Raw genomic sequence first — 18954 nt, 5'->3', positions numbered from 1 at the left:
GCGATTTCTGGGCGACGGTCTTGACACGGTGCGCAAATTTGGCGTTAATAGCAAGTGACATGAAAAGCACACGACCCTATGAGATGCGAGCCCGCGCTGATGCCGCCGCGCAGACGAGGGACCGCATCATGGCGGCGGCGATCGAACTCGCCAACGAGAAGCCGATCAACGCCCTGGTGCTGCCCGACGTCGCGACGAGGGCTGGGGTGTCCGTGCAGACGGTGCTCCGGTTGTTCGGCAGCCGCGACGGCCTGCTCGACGCCGCGACGGAGTCCGCGATGGCGAGCGTGCGCGCCGAGCGCGACGTGGTGCCCGGTGATGTCGCGGCGGCGGTCGGCACGCTCTTCGACCACTACGAGCTGCGCGGAGACGGCGTACTGCTTCTTCTCGGCCAGGAGCGCTGGGAGCCCCGCGCCGCCGAGATCACGTCGGCCGGGCGCCGGCTCCACCGCGAATGGGTCGAGGGGGCCTTTGCCCCCTTCCTGGCTCAGGACGGCGACCGTGACGCATCCGTCGACCTGCTCGTCGCCGCCAGCGACGTCTACACCTGGAAGCTGTGGCGCCGGGACAGGCGCCTCGGTCGACCGGAGGCCGAGGCGCGAATGCTTCGCCTGATCGGCAACATCCTGGAGGGGATCTGACATGTCCAGTTTTCTCTTTGCGACCGTGGACGCGGGCGGAAACGTGCCCCCGGTGGTCGCGATCGGGCGCGAGCTCATCGCGCGGGGCCACCGCGTGCGCATCCTCGGGCACGAGCCCCAGCGCGCCTCGCTTGAGGCCGCCGGGTTCGAATTCACCGCGTACTCGCGGATGCCGCGCTGGGAGCCCACCAGGGCCAAGTCGGTTCCCCGCGCCATCGCCGACCTGCTGCGCCTCAGCACTCATGCCGGACTCGGTCGGGACCTCATCGACCTCGTCACGGAAAGCCCGGCGGATCTGGTCGTCGTGGACTGCATGCTCCTCTCCGTACTCGAGGCTGCCGGCGCCAGCGGTCTTCGGCATGCCGTGCTCTTCCATACCTTCTACCGGTTCTGGAACAGGGAGTGGATGAGGGGTCCGGTGGGCGGACTCGCCAGACTGAGAGGGCTCGATGCCCGCGCACTCTGGGCGAGGGCGGACCTCGAGCTGGTCGTCTGCGACCGAATGCTCGACCCGGCCGGCGATACCGAGACCCCGACGCGGCTGTGGAGCGGGGTCGTCGAGACGGGTGCGCGCCGAGTCGCCGATCCCGCCGAACCGCCTCTCGTGCTGGTGAGCCTGAGCACCACCTGGTTCCCCGGGCAGGACGACGCCTACCGCCACATCCTGGCCGCCCTCGCGGAGCTCCCGGTAAGAGCGATCGTCACGACCGGACCGGCAGTGAGTCCCGACGCGCTGTGGGCGCCGGCGAATGTCGAGGTGCTGGCATTCGCGCCCCACGACGCGATCCTGCCGAGGGTGTCGGCGGTGATCGGCCACGGCGGCCACTCGACAACCATGGCCGCGCTCGCGCACGACCTTCCCCTGATCATCATGCCGATGCACCCCCTGATCGACCAGCCGATGATCGCCCGCGCGGTCGTGGATGCCGGGGCGTGCATTCGCCTCAGCCGGACCGCGTCGCCGGGCGACATCCGGCGAGCGGTAACGACCCTGCTGGCCACGGAGGGATACGCCGAAGCGGCTGCCGTGATCGGCGCCCGGTTGCGGGCGGCGGGCGGCGCCCGGGTCGCTGCGGACCTGCTTCTTCGGGCCGCGGCCGCCCCAGGTCCGGCGATCGGCGCCCTTCCGCTCGAACGCGACTGACCCATCGCGGGAGCGCTGCGGCGCTCGGCCTCGGCGTCGGAGTCTGGGAACATGGTGGTTGCCCCGACGCGTCTTCGCCCCGGGCGACCACCAGACCTGCATCCCGGACCGTCAGCCGGGGGAGAGCCCCGGGCAACCCGATGAGCATGCGTTTCGAAGAACTGGACTTCCAGCCGACCGCGATGGGCGACCTCACGCTCCGCAGACGCCGTGAACCGACTCTCGACGTGGATGTGTTCGAGGTGAAGCTCGGCGAGGAGTTCCTCATGTCGAGCCTGTTCACCGTCGCGGAGGAGGAACTCGCCCACCTCGGCCTCGCCGCCGTCGAGGGTGAACGGCTGGATGTGCTGGTCGGCGGCCTCGGACTCGGCTACACCGCCGTGGCCGCGCTGGCCGATTCCCGCGTGGGCACCCTCACCGTGATCGACGCCCTGCCGGCCGTGATCGACTGGCACCGGCGGGGCCTGCTCCCCGTCTCGGAGTCGCTCGTCGGAGATTCGAGGACGAGCCTCGTGCGCGACGACTTCTTCGACCTCATGCGCCGCGACCTCGCGCCGGACTCCCCGCGCTACGACGCCATCCTGCTCGACGTCGACCACTCGCCTCGCCACCAGCTGGACCCGAGCCACGCCGACCTGTACACGGCCCCTGGGCTGCGCGCGCTCGCGCGCCACCTGCGCGACGGCGGCGTCTTCGCGCTCTGGTCGGACGACCCGCCGGACGACGAGTTCATGACGATCCTCGCCTCGATGTTCCCCTCGCCGGTGGCGCACATCGTCGACTTCGACAACCGGCTCACCGGCGGCACCTCCTCGAACACCGTTTACGTCGCGCGGCACGCCGGCTGACCGGGCGGGCCAATCGGGGTACAAAACGCGTCCCCCCTACTGGGGACTGGGCTGGCGGCGCCGAATGTACCATCTTTAGGGGTAGAGAGACCCTTCTTGGATGGAGGGTCTGAAAGACAAGGAAGACCGATGCGACCCGAAGCACAGGTTCACTACCTTTCCCGCCATACCTTCGACCCGAGCGACGCGGCGGTGGCCGCGAAGGCCATCATCGAGTCCGAGATGGCTCACCGGATGGACCTCGTGCACCAGCTCGCCGTGCGCCTGAGCGCGCTCGAGGCCACCATCACCGCGGTGGATACCGCTCGGCACGCCGCGATCGCGGCGGGCTGGACAGAGGCCCAGCTGCTCGAGCTCGGCCTCGGGGCGGTGGAGAACTCCCCGTCCGCCGGACGCCGGGTCGCCAGGCCAGACGAACTTCCCGTCGAGCCGACGCTCGAGGCCGTGGCCGAGCCGCTCGCCGGCTAGAGCGCTCCAGCCCCCAGCCCCCCCGTCGCGGCGGGGATACCGCGTGGTGGCGGGGAACACGCCTCCCTCCGCGATGCGGTTTCCCCGCCGGAGGGACGCAGGACTCCCGCCGCGAGGGGTCGCACGGGGTGTGCAGCCCGGCCGCGCCGCGCGGCTCCCCGGTTCGCGTGAAAGACTGGCGGCACGCATCCGTCTGGCCAGGAGGAACGTCATGTCATCGCTCGAGCGGCACACAGACTACGGCTCGACCCCGCTCTCCGCGGCGGACCTCGGATCGGACCCCATCGCCGTGTTCGGCGACTGGCTTCGGGCGGCCGAGGAGGCCGAGATCTACGAACCCAACGCGATGGTCGTGAGCACGGTCGAGGGGGAGCGGCCCAGCAGCCGAACGGTGCTGCTCAAGGGGTTCGGCGCGAGCGGCTTCGATTTCGTCACCAACTACCGGTCGAGCAAGGGCCGCGCGTTGCTCGCCAATCCGGCCGTCTCGCTGCTGTTCCCGTGGTACTCGCTGCGGCGGCAGGTGATCGTCTCGGGCTACGCGCGCCCCGCCGAGCCCGGTGTGTCCGACGCCTACTTCGATGCGAGGCCGCGCGAGTCGAAGCTGGCCTCGATCGCAAGCGACCAGTCGGAGCCGATCGCGTCGCGCGATCTGCTCGAGCAGCGGATGCGCGACCTTCTCGAGCGGTATCCGGAGGGCAGCGAGATCCCGCGCCCGGAGAAGTGGGGCGCGTTTCGCGTGACCCCGCGCAGCATCGAGTTCTGGCAGGGCAGAAGCGCGCGATTCCACGACCGGCTTCGCTTCACCTCGACGGGCGCCGCCGCGGACGGCTGGACCCTCGAGCGCCTGCAGCCTTAGGCGGGCCCTCAGGTGAGGTGGTCGAAGTCGCCCCGCACCCAGCCCATGTAGCGGTCGGCCGAGCGCCGCACGACCTCGCTCGCACCGGCCGGGATCACTCCGCCGAAGTTGCCGTAGAGGCGGTCGAACGGAACGCGGTTCACTGCGTTCGTGACACGGTCGACGACCGCCGCGGAGAGCGGGATGGTGTTGGCGAAGCTGCGCATGAAGGTGACCCAGTTGCCGTCCGGGCCCGGGAAGATCGTGTCACCGGCGAGCAGGACGCCGCGACCGCTCGCCCCGCGCGCCCAGCGCGCGACGAGACTGCCGGGGAAGTGCCCTCCCACCGTGCTGATCGTGACCCCCGGCAGCACCTCGAGGTCTCCGGAGAAGTGGATGATCGACGGGTCTGGTCGCTGCACCCAGGACCGATCGGCCTCGGCCACCATGACCGGCACGTTGCCGAGGGCGCGCGACCACGCGACCTGGGCGCCGTACATGTGCGGATGACTGGCCACGATGATGGATGCCCCGCCCAAGTCCCGCACGAGCTGGGTGCTCGCCTCATCCACGAATCCGGTCGGGTCCCACAGCAGGTTGCCCTCCTCGGTGCAGAGAAGCAGGGACTGCTGTCCGAGCCCGATCGGCGGGGCGGATCGGATGCCGTACAGGTCGGGCTCCACCTGATGCACCTCGAGCTCGAAGCCGGAGTCACTCATCTCCTCGAGCGAGGTCCAGGCCTGCCCCGTGCGCGGCACGAACTGGCGCTCGTCGGTGCAGATCGCGCACAGGGCGGGAGGTGCCTCGGTGTCCGGGTATTCGACGGCGCAGGTGGAGCAGATCCATTGGGTCATGTCGTGGTTCGCATTCGGTCCACCGCGTCGGCGAGGTACTCACCGATGGCGAACGAGGAGGTGGCGGCGGGGGACGGCGCGTTGAGGACGTGCAGCACGTTGTCGGCCTCGCGCACGAGGAAGTCGTCGAGAAGCTGGCCCTGCGCGTTCATCGCCTGCGCTCGGATGCCCATCGGCCCGCGCTCGAGGTTGCCCGGAAGCACGTCTGGCACGTACTCCTTCAGCGAGGCCGCATACGCCCTCGCCGACACCTCATGCGAGAACTCCGTCCAGGCGGTCGGCAGGTTCTTCACCGCGAACTTCCAGAAGCCGGCGTAGCCGAGGGAGGAGACCGCGTCCCGCGGGTCGACGGCCCACTGCTTGTAGTCGTGCCGGCTGAAGGCGAGGAAGGCGTTCGGCCCGGCCCAGACCTCCCCGTCGATTCGCCGCGTGACATGAACCCCGAGGAACGGCAGGCTCGGGTCCGGCACCGGGTAGATGCTTCCGCGCACCCCGTCGGCAATCTCCCCGGTGACGCGGTACCAGGTGCCTCGGAACGGCAGGATCCGCACGTCGCGCGCCACGTCGCCCGCGAGGCGATCGGCCTGCAACCCACCGCAGACGATGGTGATGCGACCCTGGATGGCCTGCCCGCCCGGGCCGTCGACGGTGCTGCCGTCGGCCACGCTGCGCACCCGGCTCACCGGCCAGGAGGTGCGGATGCTGCCGCCGAGCCGCTGGATCTCCGTCGCCAGAGTGCGCGCGACCTCGGCGAAATTCACCACGGCGGTGTCGGGAGAATGGATGGCGGCCACCCCGTCGGCGACCGGCTCGATGCGCCGCAACTCCGCCCGATCGACCCGCCGCAACCCGGGCACCCCGTTCTGCGAGGCCCGATCGAAGAGGTTCGCCAAGCCGTCCAGCTCGCTCTCCGACTTGGCCACCACCAGCTTTCCGTTGTGGTCGATCGGAATGCCGTGCTCCGCGCAGAACTCCTTGAGCAGGCCGCGGCCGCGGCTGCACAGGCTCGCCTTGAGAGAACCGGGAGCGTAGTAGATGCCGGCGTGCACGACGCCGGAGTTGTGGCTCGTCTGGTGGGCGGCGATCGTGGGTTCGGCATCCACCACCACCAGCTGCAACCCCGGTCGCCGGGTGAGCATCTGCCACGCCGTGGCGAGTCCGATGATGCCGCCACCGACGACGACGACGTCGACGCGCTCGGACGGCTCGGGCTGGGTTGCACTGTCGTTCACTAAAGCCTCGTCTCGATCGCTCGTGCCGCGCTTCGGGTGTCGCGACTCGTGTTGAGATTTTCACACGAGATCGCCGGTTCAGGGTAGCGGTCTCGAATCCGTGCGCTGCCAGCCTGCTCCCTTAGCCTTGGGCGCATGGCTAGAAGCATCGCAACCAACACCGTCGTCGACCGCTCCGGGATGCTCGACTTCGTGCGTCCCCGGCACCGCATGCTGCTCGCGACAGCCCGCACGGACGGTCGCCCGCAGATCTCGCCGGTCTCGGGAGGAGTCGACTCCGAGGGCCGGATCGTCATCTCGTCCTACCCGGCCAGGGCGAAGACGCGTAACGCCGAGCGGGACACCCGGGCCTCGGTGCTCGTGCTCTCCGACGACTGGGACGGCGGCTGGATCCAGGTGGACGGCGACGCCGAGGTTCTGCACATGCCCGAGGCCGCCGACGGCCTCGTCGACTACTTCCGCTGCATTGCCGGCGAGCATCCGGACTGGCAGGAGTACCGCGACGCGATGGCCCTCCAGGACAAGTCTCTGATCCGCATCACGCCCACCCGGTGGAGCCCGATCTGCACCGGCGGCTTCCCCGCGGACGTCGCCGCTCGCCTCGACGAGCGGTAGTCGGCCGTCACACGGGCGCGCCGGGTCTCCCCGCGGCATAGGTTGGAGGGATGAGCCCCTCATCCCGTCCCCGCCCGGACAAGCACGACCCGGCCTCCCTCGCCTTCGGCACCCAGTCGGTGCACGCGGGCAACGAGATCGACGCGGGCAGCGGCGCCCTGCGCACCCCCATCGTGATGGCCAATTCGTACGCGCTGCCCGACGACCCGTCGACGCTCAGCTGGTCGGGAACGGATGTTCCGCTCTACACCCGCAACAGCGGCACCAACCAGCTCGGGCTGCAGCGCAAGCTCGCCGCGCTGGAGCGGGGGGAGGATGCCGTGGCGCTCGCGAGCGGAGTGGCCGCCCTGCACGCCATCTTCTTCACCGTGCTCAAGGCCGGGGACCACGTGGTGGTGGCCGACGTCACGTACGAGGCCGTCTTCCGCCTCTTCAGCGAGCTGTTGCCGCAGAAGTACGGCATCCGCGCCACCTTCGTCGACGCCGCGGACCTCGACGCGGTGCGCGCAGCCGTGAGGCCGGAGACCAGGCTCGTGCACATCGAGACGGTCGCCAACCCCACCACGAAGGTCACGGATGTCGCCGCTGTCGCGCGCATCGCCCACGAGGCGGGCGCGCTCGTCTCGATCGACAACACCTTCACCCCGCCGCCGCTGTTCCGGCCGCTCGAGCACGGCGTTGACCTCGTGGTGCACTCGCTCACCAAGTACATCAACGGGCACGGGGACGCGATCGGCGGGGCGGTGATCGGCAGCGCGGAGCTCATCCGGCGCATCAAACTGGACGCCATGGTCGATGTCGGCGGCGTCATCAGCCCGTTCAACGCCTGGCTCATCATGCGTGGCTCGGTCACCCTCCCGCTGCGGATGAGGCAGCACTGCGAGTCGGCCCTCGCGATCGCCGAGTTCCTGGCCGGCGACGACCGCGTGGCGTACGTGGCCTACCCGGGACTGGCGTCGCATCCGCAGCACGACACCGCGGTGCGGCAGTTGCCGAACGGATTCGGCGGCATGATGGCCTTCGCGGTGAAGGGTGACAAGGCCGCACAGAACCGGTTCGTCTCGAACCTGCGGGTGATCACCTCCGCCGTGTCGCTCGGCCACGACGAGTCCCTGATCGTGCACGTGGACAACTCCGGCCCCCGCGTGCCCGCCTACCCGGCCGAGTTCCGCGAGTTCGGCCACCTGCGGTTCTCGGTGGGGCTGGAGGACGTGGACGACCTCATCGCCGACCTCTCCGCCGCGCTCGACGACACCTTCGCGTAACGGTCACCGGTTTCGGCGCGGTGTCGCGGCGAGGGTTGTCGCGGGCCCCGGTCTCGCGGCGGGGGAAATCACCCGCTGCGGCGGAGATACTGCGCGGCGGAGGGACGCGGGCCCCCCGCCGCGAGGCCATTTCTCCGTCCGCGAGCAGCCCGGGCCGCGAACGTCTCCCGCCGCGGGGTAACGTCTCCCGCCGAGAGGGCATCCCGCCGTGAACCATCGCGCCGTGAACCGTCGCGCCGTGAACCGTCGCGGCGAGAACCGCGCGGCGAGCAGCAGCGCCGCGAACCGCCGGCGCGACAACCTCAGCGCGCGGACATCCGCTCGATCGCCTGGGGCGAGAGCGCGAACTGCAGCGCAAGGATGCACGCCCCGATCACGGCCGCGTTCTCCGCCGTGCGGGACTGCACGATCGAGAGGTGTTCGGTGGCGAGCGGGGTGGAGCTCTGGTACACGACCTCCCGCACGCCGGCGAGCAGGTGTTCGCCCGCCCGCGTGACCGAACCGCCGAGAACGATCACGGAGGGGTTGACGAGGCTCACGCAGGTGGTGAGCACCTCACCGATGTCGCGCCCGGCCTGCCGCACCGCACGGATCGCGCGCAGGTCGTTGCGACGCAGAAGGTCGATCACGTCGGCCATGGTCTCGACATCCGCCCCCTCGGCGCGCACCTGCCTGGCGATGGCGGGGCCAGAGGCCATGGCCTCGAGGCAGCCGAAGTTTCCGCAGTGACAGGCCACGCCCTTGCCCCGCTCGATCCGCACGTGGCCGATGTCGCCGGCGGAGCCCTGCGCGCCGCGCTGGAGGAGACCGCCGGAGATGATGCCGGAACCGATTCCCGTCGCGACCTTGACGAAGAGCAGGTCGGAGACCTCGGGGAACGACCGGGACTGTTCCCCGATCGCCATGATGTTGACGTCGTTGTCCACGAGTGCGGGCACCCCGAGCGCGTCGAAGATCCAGCCGGGTACGTCGAAGCCGTCCCAGCCCGGCATGATGGGCGGGTTCACTGGTCGGCCGGTGTCGTGCTCGACCGGCCCGGGCAGGCCCACTCCCACGGCGAGCAGGTCGGCGGGCGAGCGGCCCGCCTCGGCCAGCAGGCTGCGGGTCTCGTCGACGACCCAGGTGAGCACCTTCTCCGGCCCGTCGGCGATGGCGAGCGCCTCGCGATGGGTGAGCAGGATGGCGCCGCTCAGGTCGGCAACGGCGATGGTCGCGTGGGTGGCGCCGAGGTCGGCCCCCACCACGACCCGGGCGGAGGGATCGAGGGCGAACTGGGAGGGCGGCCGCCCGCCGCTCGACGCGCCCTCGCCGATCGGGCGGATCAGACCGAGTTCGAGCAGGGCGTCGAGACGCAGGCCGACGGTGGAACGGGCCAGGCCGGTGGTGTCGGCCAGTTCGGCCCGAGTCCTCGGCCTGCCGTCGCGCAGAAGCTGGAAGAGTTCGCTCGCCCCGGACAGCCCGGCGGGTACTGGCTTCTTCGGGGCGACCATTTCGCAAGTAAAGCACACCCCGTCGATGGACAGAATGGATACGGCTGACAAACATCCGACTTTTGTTTGATTTTCGACACAAGTCGGTCGTACACTCGACAGGCGTGCTCGGGGCGTATCCAACCACGCACCGCGAGCCGAATGAACTCAACGAGGAGACCACGTGTCTACAAGCCAACTTTCCGTGCAGCTCTACTCCGTGCGCGATGCCCTCGCCGCGGATCTCCCCGGCACGCTTCGCCGCGTCGCCGACCTCGGCTATACCAACGTCGAACTCTTCGGATTCGTCGACCTGGCCGACCAGTACAGCGAGCTCCTGCCCGCGGCGGGCCTCAGCGCCCCCTCCGCGCATGGCAGCCTGCTCGGTGCGAACCTCGACGGCATCTTCGCCGCGGCCACGAAGATCGGCGTGACGACGCTCATCGACCCGCACATCGACCGCAGCCTTTGGAGCAGTCGTGAGGACGTCGCCGCGTCGGCGACCCAGCTCAACGCCATCGCGCTCAAGGGCGCCGACCACGGCCTCACCATCGGCTACCACAACCACTGGTGGGAGACCGAGAACCGCATCGACGGCACCCCCGCGCTCGAGGTCTTCGCTGACCTGCTCGACCCGGCCGTGATCCTCGAGGTTGACACCTACTGGGCAGAGGTCGGCGGAGTCTCCGCCGCCGAGCTGCTCACCAGGCTCGGCGATCGCGTGCAGCTGATCCACGTGAAGGATGGCGCTGTCACCCAGGACGACCAGGATCAGGTCGCGGTCGGCTCGGGCCGCCTCGACATCCCGGCGATCCTCGCCGCGGCACCTCAGGCGCTGCGGGTCGTGGAGCTCGACGGTTTCGCCGGCGACGTCTTCGACGCCCTGCGGGACAGCTTCGCCTACCTCACCGCGAACGGGGTGCAGGCATGACCCGCACCGGCCGCGTCGGAGTCGGCGTCATCGGCGCCGGCGTCATCAGCAGCGAATACCTCGACAACCTCACCACGTTCCCCGACCTCGAGGTGCTCTTCGTCGCGGACATCGACCTCGACCGGGCCAGGGCGCAGGCGGAGAAGTACGGCGTCGCGGCCAGCGGCACTGTCGCCGAGCTGCTCGCCCACCCCGACATCGAGATCGTCGTCAACCTCACCCTGCCCGCCAACCACGTGGATGTGGCTCTCGCCGCGCTCGCGGCCGGCAAGAACGTGTGGACCGAGAAGCCGTTCGCCCTCGACCGGGAGAGCGGCCGTCGTCTGCTCGACGAGGCGGAGCGGCTCGGCCTTCGCGTCGCCACCGCGCCGGACACCTTCCTGGGCGCCGGGCTGCAGAGCGCGCTCCGCCTCATCGCCGACGGTACGGTCGGAACGCCGCTCACGGCCCTGGCGCTCATGCAGTCGCCCGGACCGGAGTCGTGGCATCCGAACCCGGAGTTCCTCTTCCAGACGGGCGGCGGGCCGCTCTTCGACATCGGCCCGTACTACCTCACCACGCTGGTGCAGGTCTTCGGACCGGTGCGCCGCGTCACCGCGGTGGGTTCCACCTCGCGCCCCGTGCGGGTGATCGGCTCCGGCCCGCGTGCCGGCACCGAGTTCCCCGTCACGGTGCCGTCGCACCACGGCGCGCTCATCGAGTTCGAGAACGGTGGCTCGGCGCAGACGATCTTCAGCTTCGAATCGCACCGCTCGCGGGCGGGATTCGTCGAGGTCTCGGGCACGAAGGCGACGATCCAGTTTCCGGACCCGAACACGTTCAACGGCGACTCGGTCATCTTCGACGGAACGGATAACGACGGCCGTGCCGTGCCGGCCACCGGCTCCTTCGCCAGCCGGGGTACCGGCGTCGCCGAACTCGCGCAGGCCATCCGCTCCGGTGGACCGGAGCGCGCGTCCGGGGCGCAGGGGTTCCACGTGCTCGACGTCATGGTGTCCATCGCCGAGTCGGCGGAGCGCGGCGAGACGGTGACGGTGGAGAGCAGCTTCGAGAAGGCCTCCCTCGTGCCGGCCGACTGGAACCCGACGGTCGCCACCCTGTGAGCGATCGCCAGTGACTTCCGCGTCCGCCCCGCTCCGCGTCGGCTTCGGCGGCGGCGGCTTCATGGCCGCCGTGCACAGCCGCGCGGCGCGGGCGGCCCGCGCCTCGCTCGTCGGCATCGTCTCCTCCAGCGCCGCCTCGTCGGAGCGGGCGGCCGACCTGCTCGGCTTCGAGCGCGCCTATCCGTCAGCCGATGCGCTGCTGGCCGACCAGACCATCGACGTTGTGCACATCGTCACGCCCAACGCCACCCACTTCGACCTCGCCCTGGGCGCGGTGAAGGCGGGCAAGCACGTCGTGTGCGAAAAGCCGCTGACCACCTCCACCGCGCACGCCGCACTGCTCGCGACGGCGGCCGAGGAGGCCGGGGTCACGGCCACGGTTCCCTTCGTCTACCGGTTCCACCCGATGGTGCGCGAGGCCCGCGCCCGGGTCGCCGCGGGCGAGGCCGGCAGCCTGCTCAGCATCCAGGGCTCATACCTGCAGGACTGGCTGCTGGCGGCGAGCGACGACAACTGGCGGGTCGACGAGTCCCTCGGCGGCCCCTCTCGCGCGTTCGCCGACATCGGATCGCACCTGTGCGACCTCGTCGAGTTCGTCACCGGTGACCGGATAACTCGCCTGCAGGCGATCACCCGCACGGTGTTCGACGAGCGGTCATCGCGCCCGGTGACCACCGAGGATCTTGCCGCGGTGCTCTTCACCACCCGGGCCGGCGCGCTCGGCACCCTCCTGGTCTCCCAGGTCGCTCCCGGGCGCAAGAACCGCCTGCACGTGGAGTTCCACGGCAGCGAGGAGTCGATCGCGTTCGATCAGGAGAACCCCGAGGTGCTCTGGCTCGGCAGGCAGGCCGGGTCGCAACTGCTCACCCGCCAGCCGGGGCTGAGCGCGGACGCCGAGCGCCTCGCCGTGCTGCCGCCCGGGCATCCGCTCGGCTACCAGGACGCCTTCTCGGCATTCGTCGCCGACACCTACGCCGCGATCGGCGGGGAGTCGCGCGACGGCCTCCCCACCTTCGAGGACGGCCTCCGAGCGGTGACGCTCACGGACGCCGTGCTCGAGTCGGCGCACACCTCCAGCTGGATCGACATCGAAGGAACGAACCCATGACCGAAACGCCAGTCTCGTCAACGCATCCGGTGACCCTGTTCACCGGCCAGTGGGCGGATCTGCCGCTCGAAGAGGTGGCGAAGCTCGCCGCCGGCTGGGGCTACGACGGCCTCGAGATCGCGTGCTCCGGCGAGCACCTGGACGTCTGGCGCGCCGCCGAGGACCCGGCATACCTGCAGGGCCGTCTCGACCTGCTCGATCGCTACGGGCTGAAGGTGTTCGCGATCTCGAACCACCTCAAGGGCCAGGCGGTGTGCGACGACCCGATCGACTTCCGGCACCAGGCGATCGTCGGCTCCCGCGTGTGGGGCGACGGCGAGGCGGAGGGAGTGCGGCAGCGGGCAGCGGAGGAGCTGAAGCTCACGGCCACGGTCGCCCGCAAGCTCGGCGTGGACACCGTGGTGGGATTCACCGGCTCGAAGATCTGGCCATACGTCGCCCAGTTTCCCCCGGTGCCGGCCTCGGTGATCGACGCGGGCTACCAGGACTTCGCCGATCGCTGGAACCCCATCCTCGACGTGTTCGACGACGAGGGCGTGCGGTTCGCGCACGAGGTGCACCCGTCGGAGATCGCCTACGACTACTGGTCCACGGTGCGGTCGCTCGAGGCGATCGGGCACCGGGAGGCGTTCGGGATTAACTGGGATCCGTCCCACATGATGTGGCAGGACATCGACCCGGTCGGCTTCATCGTGGACTTCAAGGACCGCATCTACCACGTGGACTGCAAGGACACCCGCCTGCGCCCGAAGAACGGCCGGGCCGGGGTGCTCGGCTCGCACCTGCCGTGGGGCGACCCGCGACGCGGCTGGGACTTCGTCTCCACCGGGCACGGGGACGTGCCGTGGGAGGACGCGTTCCGCGCCCTCGAGTCGATCGGCTACAGCGGCCCGATCTCGATCGAGTGGGAGGATGCCGGCATGGACCGGCTGCACGGCGCGAAGGAGGCCATCGGCTTCATCCGGTCGCTGCTCTGGGACCTGCCGACGGCATCCTTCGACGCCGCGTTCAGCAACCAGGACTGAGCCGCACACGCGGCGGAATCGCGAGGGAGGGGTCGGGGAGGTCCCCTTGCACGGGGGCTATCGCTGCACGCGAGAACCTGTCAGGTTTGTTTCATGGGCATCGACGGAGATCGCGGTTCGCTGTGCCGCGTGCCGGATGCGCGGGACGCGGACTGTGCCGCATGCGGTTGAACACCCTTTCGACGGGCGAGCGGCGAATGAGCCGGCTCGCGGTAAACGTCGCAATGGCGCTCGTGGTGGTGGGCCACGCACTCGAGGTCTGGGTGTTTTCGCTGCTGCTGTCGATCGGCGGACCGTCGCCGACCACGGAGCAGGGGATGATCGTCAACGCCTGCGTCGTCGTCGGCTTCTTCGTTCTCGCCGGCGTCATCGCGACGCTGGGACGCTACTGGCCGCTCGCCGTCGCGCTCACGTTGTACTCGGTGGCACTCGCGTTCCTGCCGGGAATCGGCGTGTTCACGGCGCTGCCGGCCGTGCTCGTGTTCCCCGCGCTGTGGTGGCGGCACGGCAATCTCATCCAGAACCTGGACGACGCGGAAGGCCTGGCGGCCCGCCGCTAGCGCGAGCGCTTGTCCCGCGATCCGTCCTGGGACTTCGCGTCCTTCTTCTCCGCCGCGCTCCGGTTCTCGGCGAGCAGCCGCTGGTGCGCGTGCAGCGACTTCACCCGGGCGTTCTCGTCCTGCACCTCGGCGTGCACGGCGCGCTCGCGCACGAGCCAGGCCGGGGGCTGCTTGAGCAGGGCGCTGATCTCCTCGGTTGTGAGCGGCTCGGTCACCTCGCCACGGGCGAGCCCGGCAATCGACACGCCGAGTTTGCGGGCGACCTCGGGCCGCGGGTGTGGGCCGGTCTTGCGCAGCTCGACGAGCCAGACCGGAGGGTTGGCGATCAGTTCGTTCAGTTCGGCCCTGGACACTGTCGACTGCTGGAACGACTCGGGGGTCGCCGGAAGGTAGATGCCCAGCTTCTGGGCCGCCGTGGCCGGCTTCATGGTCTGGTTGGATTGCGCGGAGGTCATCAGGTCAGCGTAGCCTGAGAGGCCTCCCGTGCCATCAGCGCGTGGACTCAGCGAGGGGATGACCGTGAACGAGGATGTCGCGCCGTTCACCATCGCGTTCGTCGCCGGGGTGACCCTCACCCGCTGGACGTCGGCGTGGGAAGACCGCCGGCCGGGCATCCCGCTCGCCTTCCTTCCCGGGGGAACCGCCGAGCAGGCGGAGGTTCTGCACGAGGGCCGGGCCGACGTGAGTTTCGTGCGGTTTCCGGTGGACGGCACCGACCTGAGCGTGATTCCCCTCTACTCCGAGGTGGCCGTCGTCGTCGTGCCGAAGGATCACCCCGTCTCGCTGTTCGAGACCGTGACCCTCGCCGACCTCGCGGAGGAGACCATCACTCCGCCGACCCTCTCGCCGGGGGACGCGGTCGAGCTCGTGGCTGCCGGCGGAGGAGTGGTGATCCTGCCCCAATCGATCGCGCGGATGCACGGTCGCAAGGACGTGGTCGCCCGCCCCGTGGTCGACGCGCCGGAGACGCGCATCGCGATCGCCTGGCTCGCGGCCAACACGACCGAGCGGGTGGAGGAGTTCGTGGGAATCGTGCGCGGCCGCACCGCCGCGAGCTCCCGGGCTACGCCGACGCCGCCGGCCGAGCCGAAGCCGCCGCGCGAGGCCAAGCCCCGCCCCAAACAGCAGTCGCAGGCCCAGGCCCGTGCGGCCGCGAACCGCCGGCGCCGGTCCGGCCGCTGAGCCCGGCATCCGCCGCCGTACCCCGCCGCCCGGCTCCCTTCCGCCCACTTCCGAAATCCATGCATTCCTGCCAGACACGCCGCTCGGTGGAGCCAACACGCCGAGTGGGCCGAAGAGATGCATGGATTTCGGAACTGGCTGGGGAGTCAGGGTCGGCGGGGTGCGGTTTCTCTGCGACGCGATGACGGTCCAGGTGGTGCCGCGCCCACGGGCCTCTCAGCCGGAACATCCGTCCCACCCCTTCCGAAATCCATGCATTCCTGCCGGACACGCCGCTCGGTGGTGCCAACACGCCGAGTGGGCCGAAGAAATGCATGGATTTCGGAAGTGGGCGGGGCGCCAGGGTCAGGCCGAGGCGCGGTTGCGCCTCCACGCGACGACGCCCGCGACGATCGAGGCGAGGATGAAGAACCCGCCCACCGCATAGGCGGCGGACCTGACGGCGGGGATGCTGGCCGCAAAGTACCCGGTGACCACGAGCAGCACACCCCAGGCGAGCGCGCCGACGAGGTTCGCCGCGACGAACTTGAGGTAGTCCATGCGGGCGATGCCGGCCACCGGCGGAACGAGCACCCGGCCCCACGGGATGAAGCGGGCCACCACGACGGCCCACCAGCCCAGGTCGGTGTAGAACTTCTCCGCGCGCACGACACCGCGGCGCACCCACGCCCCGCTGCGCCGATCGAGGTAGGGGCGGCCGTAGTGCCGCCCGAGCAGGAAGCCGACCTGGTCGCCGAGGAACGCGGCGACCCCGACGCCGATGGCGAGCACCCAGATGTTGAGTGCGTCAGAGCCGGCGGCGAGCAGGCCGGCCGCGAAGAGCAGTGAGTCGCCCGTGACGAAGGGGATGAACACGCCGATGAAGAGTCCGGTGCCGGCGAACACGAGGCCGAAGACGATGGCGTAGAAGAGGATCGGCCCGAAGGTCGTGAGCCAGCTCGACACCTGCCCGTCGAGCGCTGCCGCGTGAACGGGCATGGTCTAGGCCTCTGGGTCGACCGGGTTATCGTCTGGCCGACCGCGGGACGCGAGTGAGGCCGAGCGCTCGGAGAGGCGGCGCTGCACATCGGCCTGGGCATCCGCGATCACCTGGGGGTCGAGGTACGGATTCTCGTGCTCGTTGGTGCCGTGGTGCTTCTCGATGTAGGCGTCGAGCGCGGGGCCCGACTCCCACGACGTGATCAGGCAGTAGCGGGGCTCCGGCCCCTTGTGCCAGACGGCGTGCCAGAAACGCTGGGTGTCCACGATGAGCTGGGCGCCCGCCGGAAGCGCGATGCGGATCTCGGATGACGGGTTGAAGCGGTCTTCGCGCAGGGTCAGGAAGGACTCGGCGTCATCCGTGAGGTTGAAGAACCCACGCACGATCCAGCCGCTGCCGTCCGGGTTGAGCCGGTTGTTGTCGTCCTGGTGCAGGTTGTAGAGCGTGTTGGCGTAGTCGTTGGGCTGCAACTCGATCACGCGGCACCGACCCACGTTCGCGCCCGGCTCGGTGGCCCGCCGCACGAGGTGAGGCGCCTTGGCGACCTGGGAGTCGATCCACACGCCGTCCTTGTCGGTCCGGGGCGGGGTGTGGTTCCAGAATCCGTTCACCTCGATCTCGCCGAAGGCGCTGGCGAGAGGCGCGAAGCGGGTGTCACCGGATGACTTCCAGTCGACGTATTCGAGGTCCAGCCACTCCTGGGGGTCGCTGCCCTGGTCGTATCGGTCCAGGATCACGAAGCCCTTCTCTTCGAGCAGGGCGGATTTGACGTAGCTCATGTGAGCCCTTTCAGGTAAGAGAACTAGCACGTTTTAACTAGCCCAACTTAGGCAACCCTAACAGCACGGTTCCGCGATTCTCGTGGGGATTCCGGGGCGACGGGGGTTTCGAATTCGGCGCGCTGGGCACCTCGAGCGACGCTAGGCGGCAGCGGTCGGCCGCGGCGGGCCGAAGGTCCCGTGGTGGCCTGACAAAGTCCCGTGCGGACAATAGGATCAGCCCATGAGCAGAGAACAGGGCCTCGGCGTCTACCGATTCTTTTTCGCCGCCCTCGGCCTTGCCGGCCTGCTCGCCCAGTACCTCTACAACCTGCAGAACATCCCCGACTACAAGCCGGTCAACTTCTTCAGTTTCTTCACCGTGGAGTCGAACATCATCGCGGTGGTCTCGCTCGCGGTCTCGGGCGCCTACATTCTGCGCGGGGCGCATCCCCGCTGGGTGGAGTACCTGCGCGGGGCGGCCACCATCTACATGACCATCACCGGCATCGTCTATGGGCTGCTGCTGCGGAACGTGGAGGTGGATACCGCGGTGCCGTGGGTGAACACGGTGCTGCACTTCGTGATCCCGGTGGCCATGGTGGTCGACTGGCTCATCGACCTGCCGAAGTTCCGCATCCACCTGCGTCAAGCCATGGTGTGGCTCATCTTTCCGATCGTCTACCTGGCCTACAGCCTCATCCGCGGCCCCATCGCCGACTGGTATCCGTACCCGTTCCTCGACCCGAGGACCGCGGGGTACGGTCCGGTGATCGTCACGAGCATCGGCATAGCCGTGGGCGCGTTCCTCTTCGCGTGGCTCCAGTCCTGGACCACGTCTCTTCGCATCCGGTTCGAGACCTCGACCGACATCGCGGCGGAGCAACCATGACCGGTGCGTCGAGGGATGAGCCGGGATTCGATCCACGATTCGACCCGGCGTTCCAGCCCGGCTACGACCCGACGGTGCACGGGCGAGAGCAGCGGCCTCCCGCGGAATCGAAGGTCGAGCGGAGCGATCGGGCCGTGCCGATCGTCGAGCCCGCACAGCCGATCGCGGTCGAGGAGGAGCCGGCCGCCGACGCCGAGCCGGAGACCATCTCCCTTCGGCCGAATGTGTTTCTCCTTGCGCTCTGGGTGCTCAGCGCGGTCTTCATCGGCATCGGACTCTACCTGCTGCGCTTCATCAGCGACCGCCTGGACACCCTCAACACGTCCGGCGGCGGGGGCAGCTCCGACTACTACCTGCTGCAGGCGTACACGATCGGCGCGCCGATGCTCATCGTCCTCGGTCTCGCCACGGCGACGGGCACGCTGTTCCTCTTTGCGGCGCGGTCGCCGCGCGGCCGTCGCTAGCCTTCCGGATCGGCCTTCGGCTGTTCGGGGCGGGGGAAGAGCGGCTCGAGGGGCACCGGAGTCGACTGCGCACGGGCCGACGCGAACGCGCGGCGCAGCACCGTGAATGCGCCGAGCGCTCCGAAGAGCAGCGCGAGCCCGAGGTTGGGCAGGTCGGACTTGAGCAGTTCGCCGAACACCGAGTTGAAGGACGGCCAGAAGCCCGGGGCCGCGAGAGCCTGGATCGGGTTGAGGCCGGTTTGGTCGACGACCGCCCGAACCCAGTCGGAGACGAGTCCGCAGTAGAAGCTCAGCAGGGGCGTCGCGAGCACGACCCCGGAGATGACGAGGGCGCCGCTGAAGCCGACCCGTCCGCCGGAACCCTTCCGATAGAGCCAGGCGGCCGCGGCCGCGACGACGAAGGCGACGATGGCCGAGACGACACCGAGGTTCCAGATCACGACCCAGAGGATCACCCCGACAGGCAGGGCGAGCAGGGCGAAGATGGCGCCCCGCACGACGTTCTCCAGTACGGCCGGTTGGTTCGATTCGGACAGGGCAGGCGTGGTCACAGAAATTTCCCCCAAGAAGTTGTGTGATCC

22 protein-coding genes are annotated in these 18954 nt (G+C 69.6%); 15 read left to right on the top strand and 7 right to left on the bottom strand.

The genetic code is table 11. The features are described 5' to 3' along the window. Positions 1 to 59: 59 nt before the first annotated feature. The 5 genes from ACHZD8_RS00980 to pdxH all read left to right on the top strand — a co-directional run bounded on the left by ACHZD8_RS00980 (position 60) and on the right by pdxH (position 3957). Positions 60 to 641: a TetR/AcrR family transcriptional regulator gene (locus ACHZD8_RS00980; RefSeq protein WP_394768222.1), complete on the top strand. Its 582-nt coding sequence runs from the start codon at positions 60 to 62 to the stop codon at positions 639 to 641. Between the two features lies 1 nt (position 642). Next, positions 643 to 1785 (top strand): glycosyltransferase, encoded by a 1143-nt coding sequence (locus ACHZD8_RS00975; RefSeq protein ID WP_394768221.1) that lies wholly within the window; start codon positions 643 to 645, stop codon positions 1783 to 1785. A 140-nt stretch (positions 1786 to 1925) separates the two neighbouring features. Further along, the gene (locus ACHZD8_RS00970) at positions 1926 to 2633 is read left to right on the top strand and encodes a spermidine synthase (RefSeq protein ID WP_394768220.1); all 708 of its coding nucleotides are present in this window, start codon (positions 1926 to 1928) and stop codon (positions 2631 to 2633) included. A gap of 129 nt (positions 2634 to 2762) precedes the next feature. Further along, entirely contained in the window at positions 2763 to 3101 is a 339-nt protein-coding gene (locus ACHZD8_RS00965) for a hypothetical protein (RefSeq protein ID WP_394768219.1), read from the top strand. Between the two features lie 211 nt (positions 3102 to 3312). Continuing rightward, a complete protein-coding gene (gene pdxH, locus ACHZD8_RS00960; RefSeq protein ID WP_394768217.1) occupies positions 3313 to 3957 on the top strand; it encodes a pyridoxamine 5'-phosphate oxidase in 645 nt (214 codons plus the stop codon). A gap of 8 nt (positions 3958 to 3965) precedes the next feature. On the opposite strand, the gene ACHZD8_RS00955 is transcribed toward pdxH, so the two are convergent. After that, entirely contained in the window at positions 3966 to 4790 is an 825-nt protein-coding gene (locus ACHZD8_RS00955; protein WP_394768216.1) for an MBL fold metallo-hydrolase, read from the bottom strand. Continuing rightward, on the bottom strand, positions 4787 to 6022 hold the full coding sequence (gene lhgO, locus ACHZD8_RS00950; RefSeq protein ID WP_394768215.1) for an L-2-hydroxyglutarate oxidase: 1236 nt from the start codon (positions 6020 to 6022) through the stop codon (positions 4787 to 4789). The genes ACHZD8_RS00955 and lhgO overlap by 4 nt, the downstream gene beginning before the upstream one ends. Positions 6023 to 6157: 135 nt before the next feature. Between lhgO and ACHZD8_RS00945 the strand changes: the two genes are divergently transcribed. Then, positions 6158 to 6637, top strand: a complete 480-nt coding sequence (locus tag ACHZD8_RS00945; RefSeq protein ID WP_394768214.1) for a PPOX class F420-dependent oxidoreductase — start codon at positions 6158 to 6160, stop codon at positions 6635 to 6637. 50 nt (positions 6638 to 6687) lie between these two features. Then, complete coding sequence (locus ACHZD8_RS00940; protein ID WP_394768213.1) at positions 6688 to 7902, top strand: trans-sulfuration enzyme family protein; 1215 nt, start codon at positions 6688 to 6690, stop codon at positions 7900 to 7902. A gap of 302 nt (positions 7903 to 8204) precedes the next feature. Here ACHZD8_RS00940 and ACHZD8_RS00935 read toward each other — a convergent pair whose 3' ends face one another. Continuing rightward, a complete protein-coding gene (locus tag ACHZD8_RS00935) occupies positions 8205 to 9392 on the bottom strand; it encodes an ROK family protein (RefSeq protein ID WP_394768212.1) in 1188 nt (395 codons plus the stop codon). Between the two features lie 163 nt (positions 9393 to 9555). Between ACHZD8_RS00935 and ACHZD8_RS00930 the strand changes: the two genes are divergently transcribed. The 5 genes from ACHZD8_RS00930 (at position 9556) to ACHZD8_RS00910 (ending at position 14098) form a co-directional block, all read left to right on the top strand. After that, entirely contained in the window at positions 9556 to 10302 is a 747-nt protein-coding gene (locus ACHZD8_RS00930) for a sugar phosphate isomerase/epimerase family protein (protein WP_394768211.1), read from the top strand. Continuing rightward, complete coding sequence (locus tag ACHZD8_RS00925) at positions 10299 to 11405, top strand: Gfo/Idh/MocA family protein (RefSeq protein WP_394768210.1); 1107 nt, start codon at positions 10299 to 10301, stop codon at positions 11403 to 11405. Before ACHZD8_RS00930 ends, ACHZD8_RS00925 begins: the two co-directional genes overlap by 4 nt. Positions 11406 to 11415: 10 nt before the next feature. Beyond that, on the top strand, positions 11416 to 12513 hold the full coding sequence (locus ACHZD8_RS00920) for a Gfo/Idh/MocA family protein (RefSeq protein WP_394768209.1): 1098 nt from the start codon (positions 11416 to 11418) through the stop codon (positions 12511 to 12513). Further along, positions 12510 to 13538, top strand: a complete 1029-nt coding sequence (locus tag ACHZD8_RS00915; RefSeq protein ID WP_394768207.1) for a sugar phosphate isomerase/epimerase family protein — start codon at positions 12510 to 12512, stop codon at positions 13536 to 13538. The genes ACHZD8_RS00920 and ACHZD8_RS00915 overlap by 4 nt, the downstream gene beginning before the upstream one ends. Positions 13539 to 13735: 197 nt before the next feature. Further along, complete coding sequence (locus ACHZD8_RS00910) at positions 13736 to 14098, top strand: hypothetical protein (protein WP_394768206.1); 363 nt, start codon at positions 13736 to 13738, stop codon at positions 14096 to 14098. Here the strand turns inward: ACHZD8_RS00910 and ACHZD8_RS00905 are convergent. Then, the gene (locus ACHZD8_RS00905; RefSeq protein ID WP_394768205.1) at positions 14095 to 14553 is read right to left on the bottom strand and encodes a DUF5997 family protein; all 459 of its coding nucleotides are present in this window, start codon (positions 14551 to 14553) and stop codon (positions 14095 to 14097) included. The two genes, ACHZD8_RS00910 and ACHZD8_RS00905, sit on opposite strands and share 4 nt — an antisense overlap. Positions 14554 to 14581: 28 nt before the next feature. Between ACHZD8_RS00905 and ACHZD8_RS00900 the strand changes: the two genes are divergently transcribed. Continuing rightward, entirely contained in the window at positions 14582 to 15280 is a 699-nt protein-coding gene (locus tag ACHZD8_RS00900; protein WP_394768204.1) for a LysR family substrate-binding domain-containing protein, read from the top strand. 345 nt (positions 15281 to 15625) lie between these two features. Here the strand turns inward: ACHZD8_RS00900 and ACHZD8_RS00895 are convergent, their stop codons facing one another. After that, positions 15626 to 16258 carry a DedA family protein gene (locus ACHZD8_RS00895; RefSeq protein ID WP_394768203.1) on the bottom strand — a complete coding sequence of 211 codons (633 nt, stop codon included), beginning with the start codon at positions 16256 to 16258 and terminating at the stop codon, positions 15626 to 15628. A 3-nt stretch (positions 16259 to 16261) separates the two neighbouring features. Further along, positions 16262 to 17038: a hypothetical protein gene (locus ACHZD8_RS00890; protein ID WP_394768202.1), complete on the bottom strand. Its 777-nt coding sequence runs from the start codon at positions 17036 to 17038 to the stop codon at positions 16262 to 16264. Positions 17039 to 17261: 223 nt separating this feature from the next. On the opposite strand from ACHZD8_RS00890, the gene ACHZD8_RS00885 reads away from it, so the two are divergent. Beyond that, entirely contained in the window at positions 17262 to 17909 is a 648-nt protein-coding gene (locus tag ACHZD8_RS00885) for a Pr6Pr family membrane protein (RefSeq protein ID WP_394768201.1), read from the top strand. Further along, positions 17906 to 18373 (top strand): hypothetical protein, encoded by a 468-nt coding sequence (locus tag ACHZD8_RS00880; protein WP_394768200.1) that lies wholly within the window; start codon positions 17906 to 17908, stop codon positions 18371 to 18373. The genes ACHZD8_RS00885 and ACHZD8_RS00880 overlap by 4 nt, the downstream gene beginning before the upstream one ends. Here ACHZD8_RS00880 and ACHZD8_RS00875 read toward each other — a convergent pair. Further along, positions 18370 to 18924 carry a hypothetical protein gene (locus ACHZD8_RS00875; protein ID WP_394768199.1) on the bottom strand — a complete coding sequence of 185 codons (555 nt, stop codon included), beginning with the start codon at positions 18922 to 18924 and terminating at the stop codon, positions 18370 to 18372. The two genes, ACHZD8_RS00880 and ACHZD8_RS00875, sit on opposite strands and share 4 nt — an antisense overlap. Between the last annotated feature and the right edge of the window lie 30 nt (positions 18925 to 18954).

The organism is Lacisediminihabitans sp., from assembly GCF_043726815.1.
Taxonomy (GTDB): domain Bacteria; phylum Actinomycetota; class Actinomycetes; order Actinomycetales; family Microbacteriaceae; genus Lacisediminihabitans.
The sequence above is the reverse complement of the archived record's forward strand: the minus strand, read 5'-3'. Positions and strand labels throughout refer to the sequence as shown.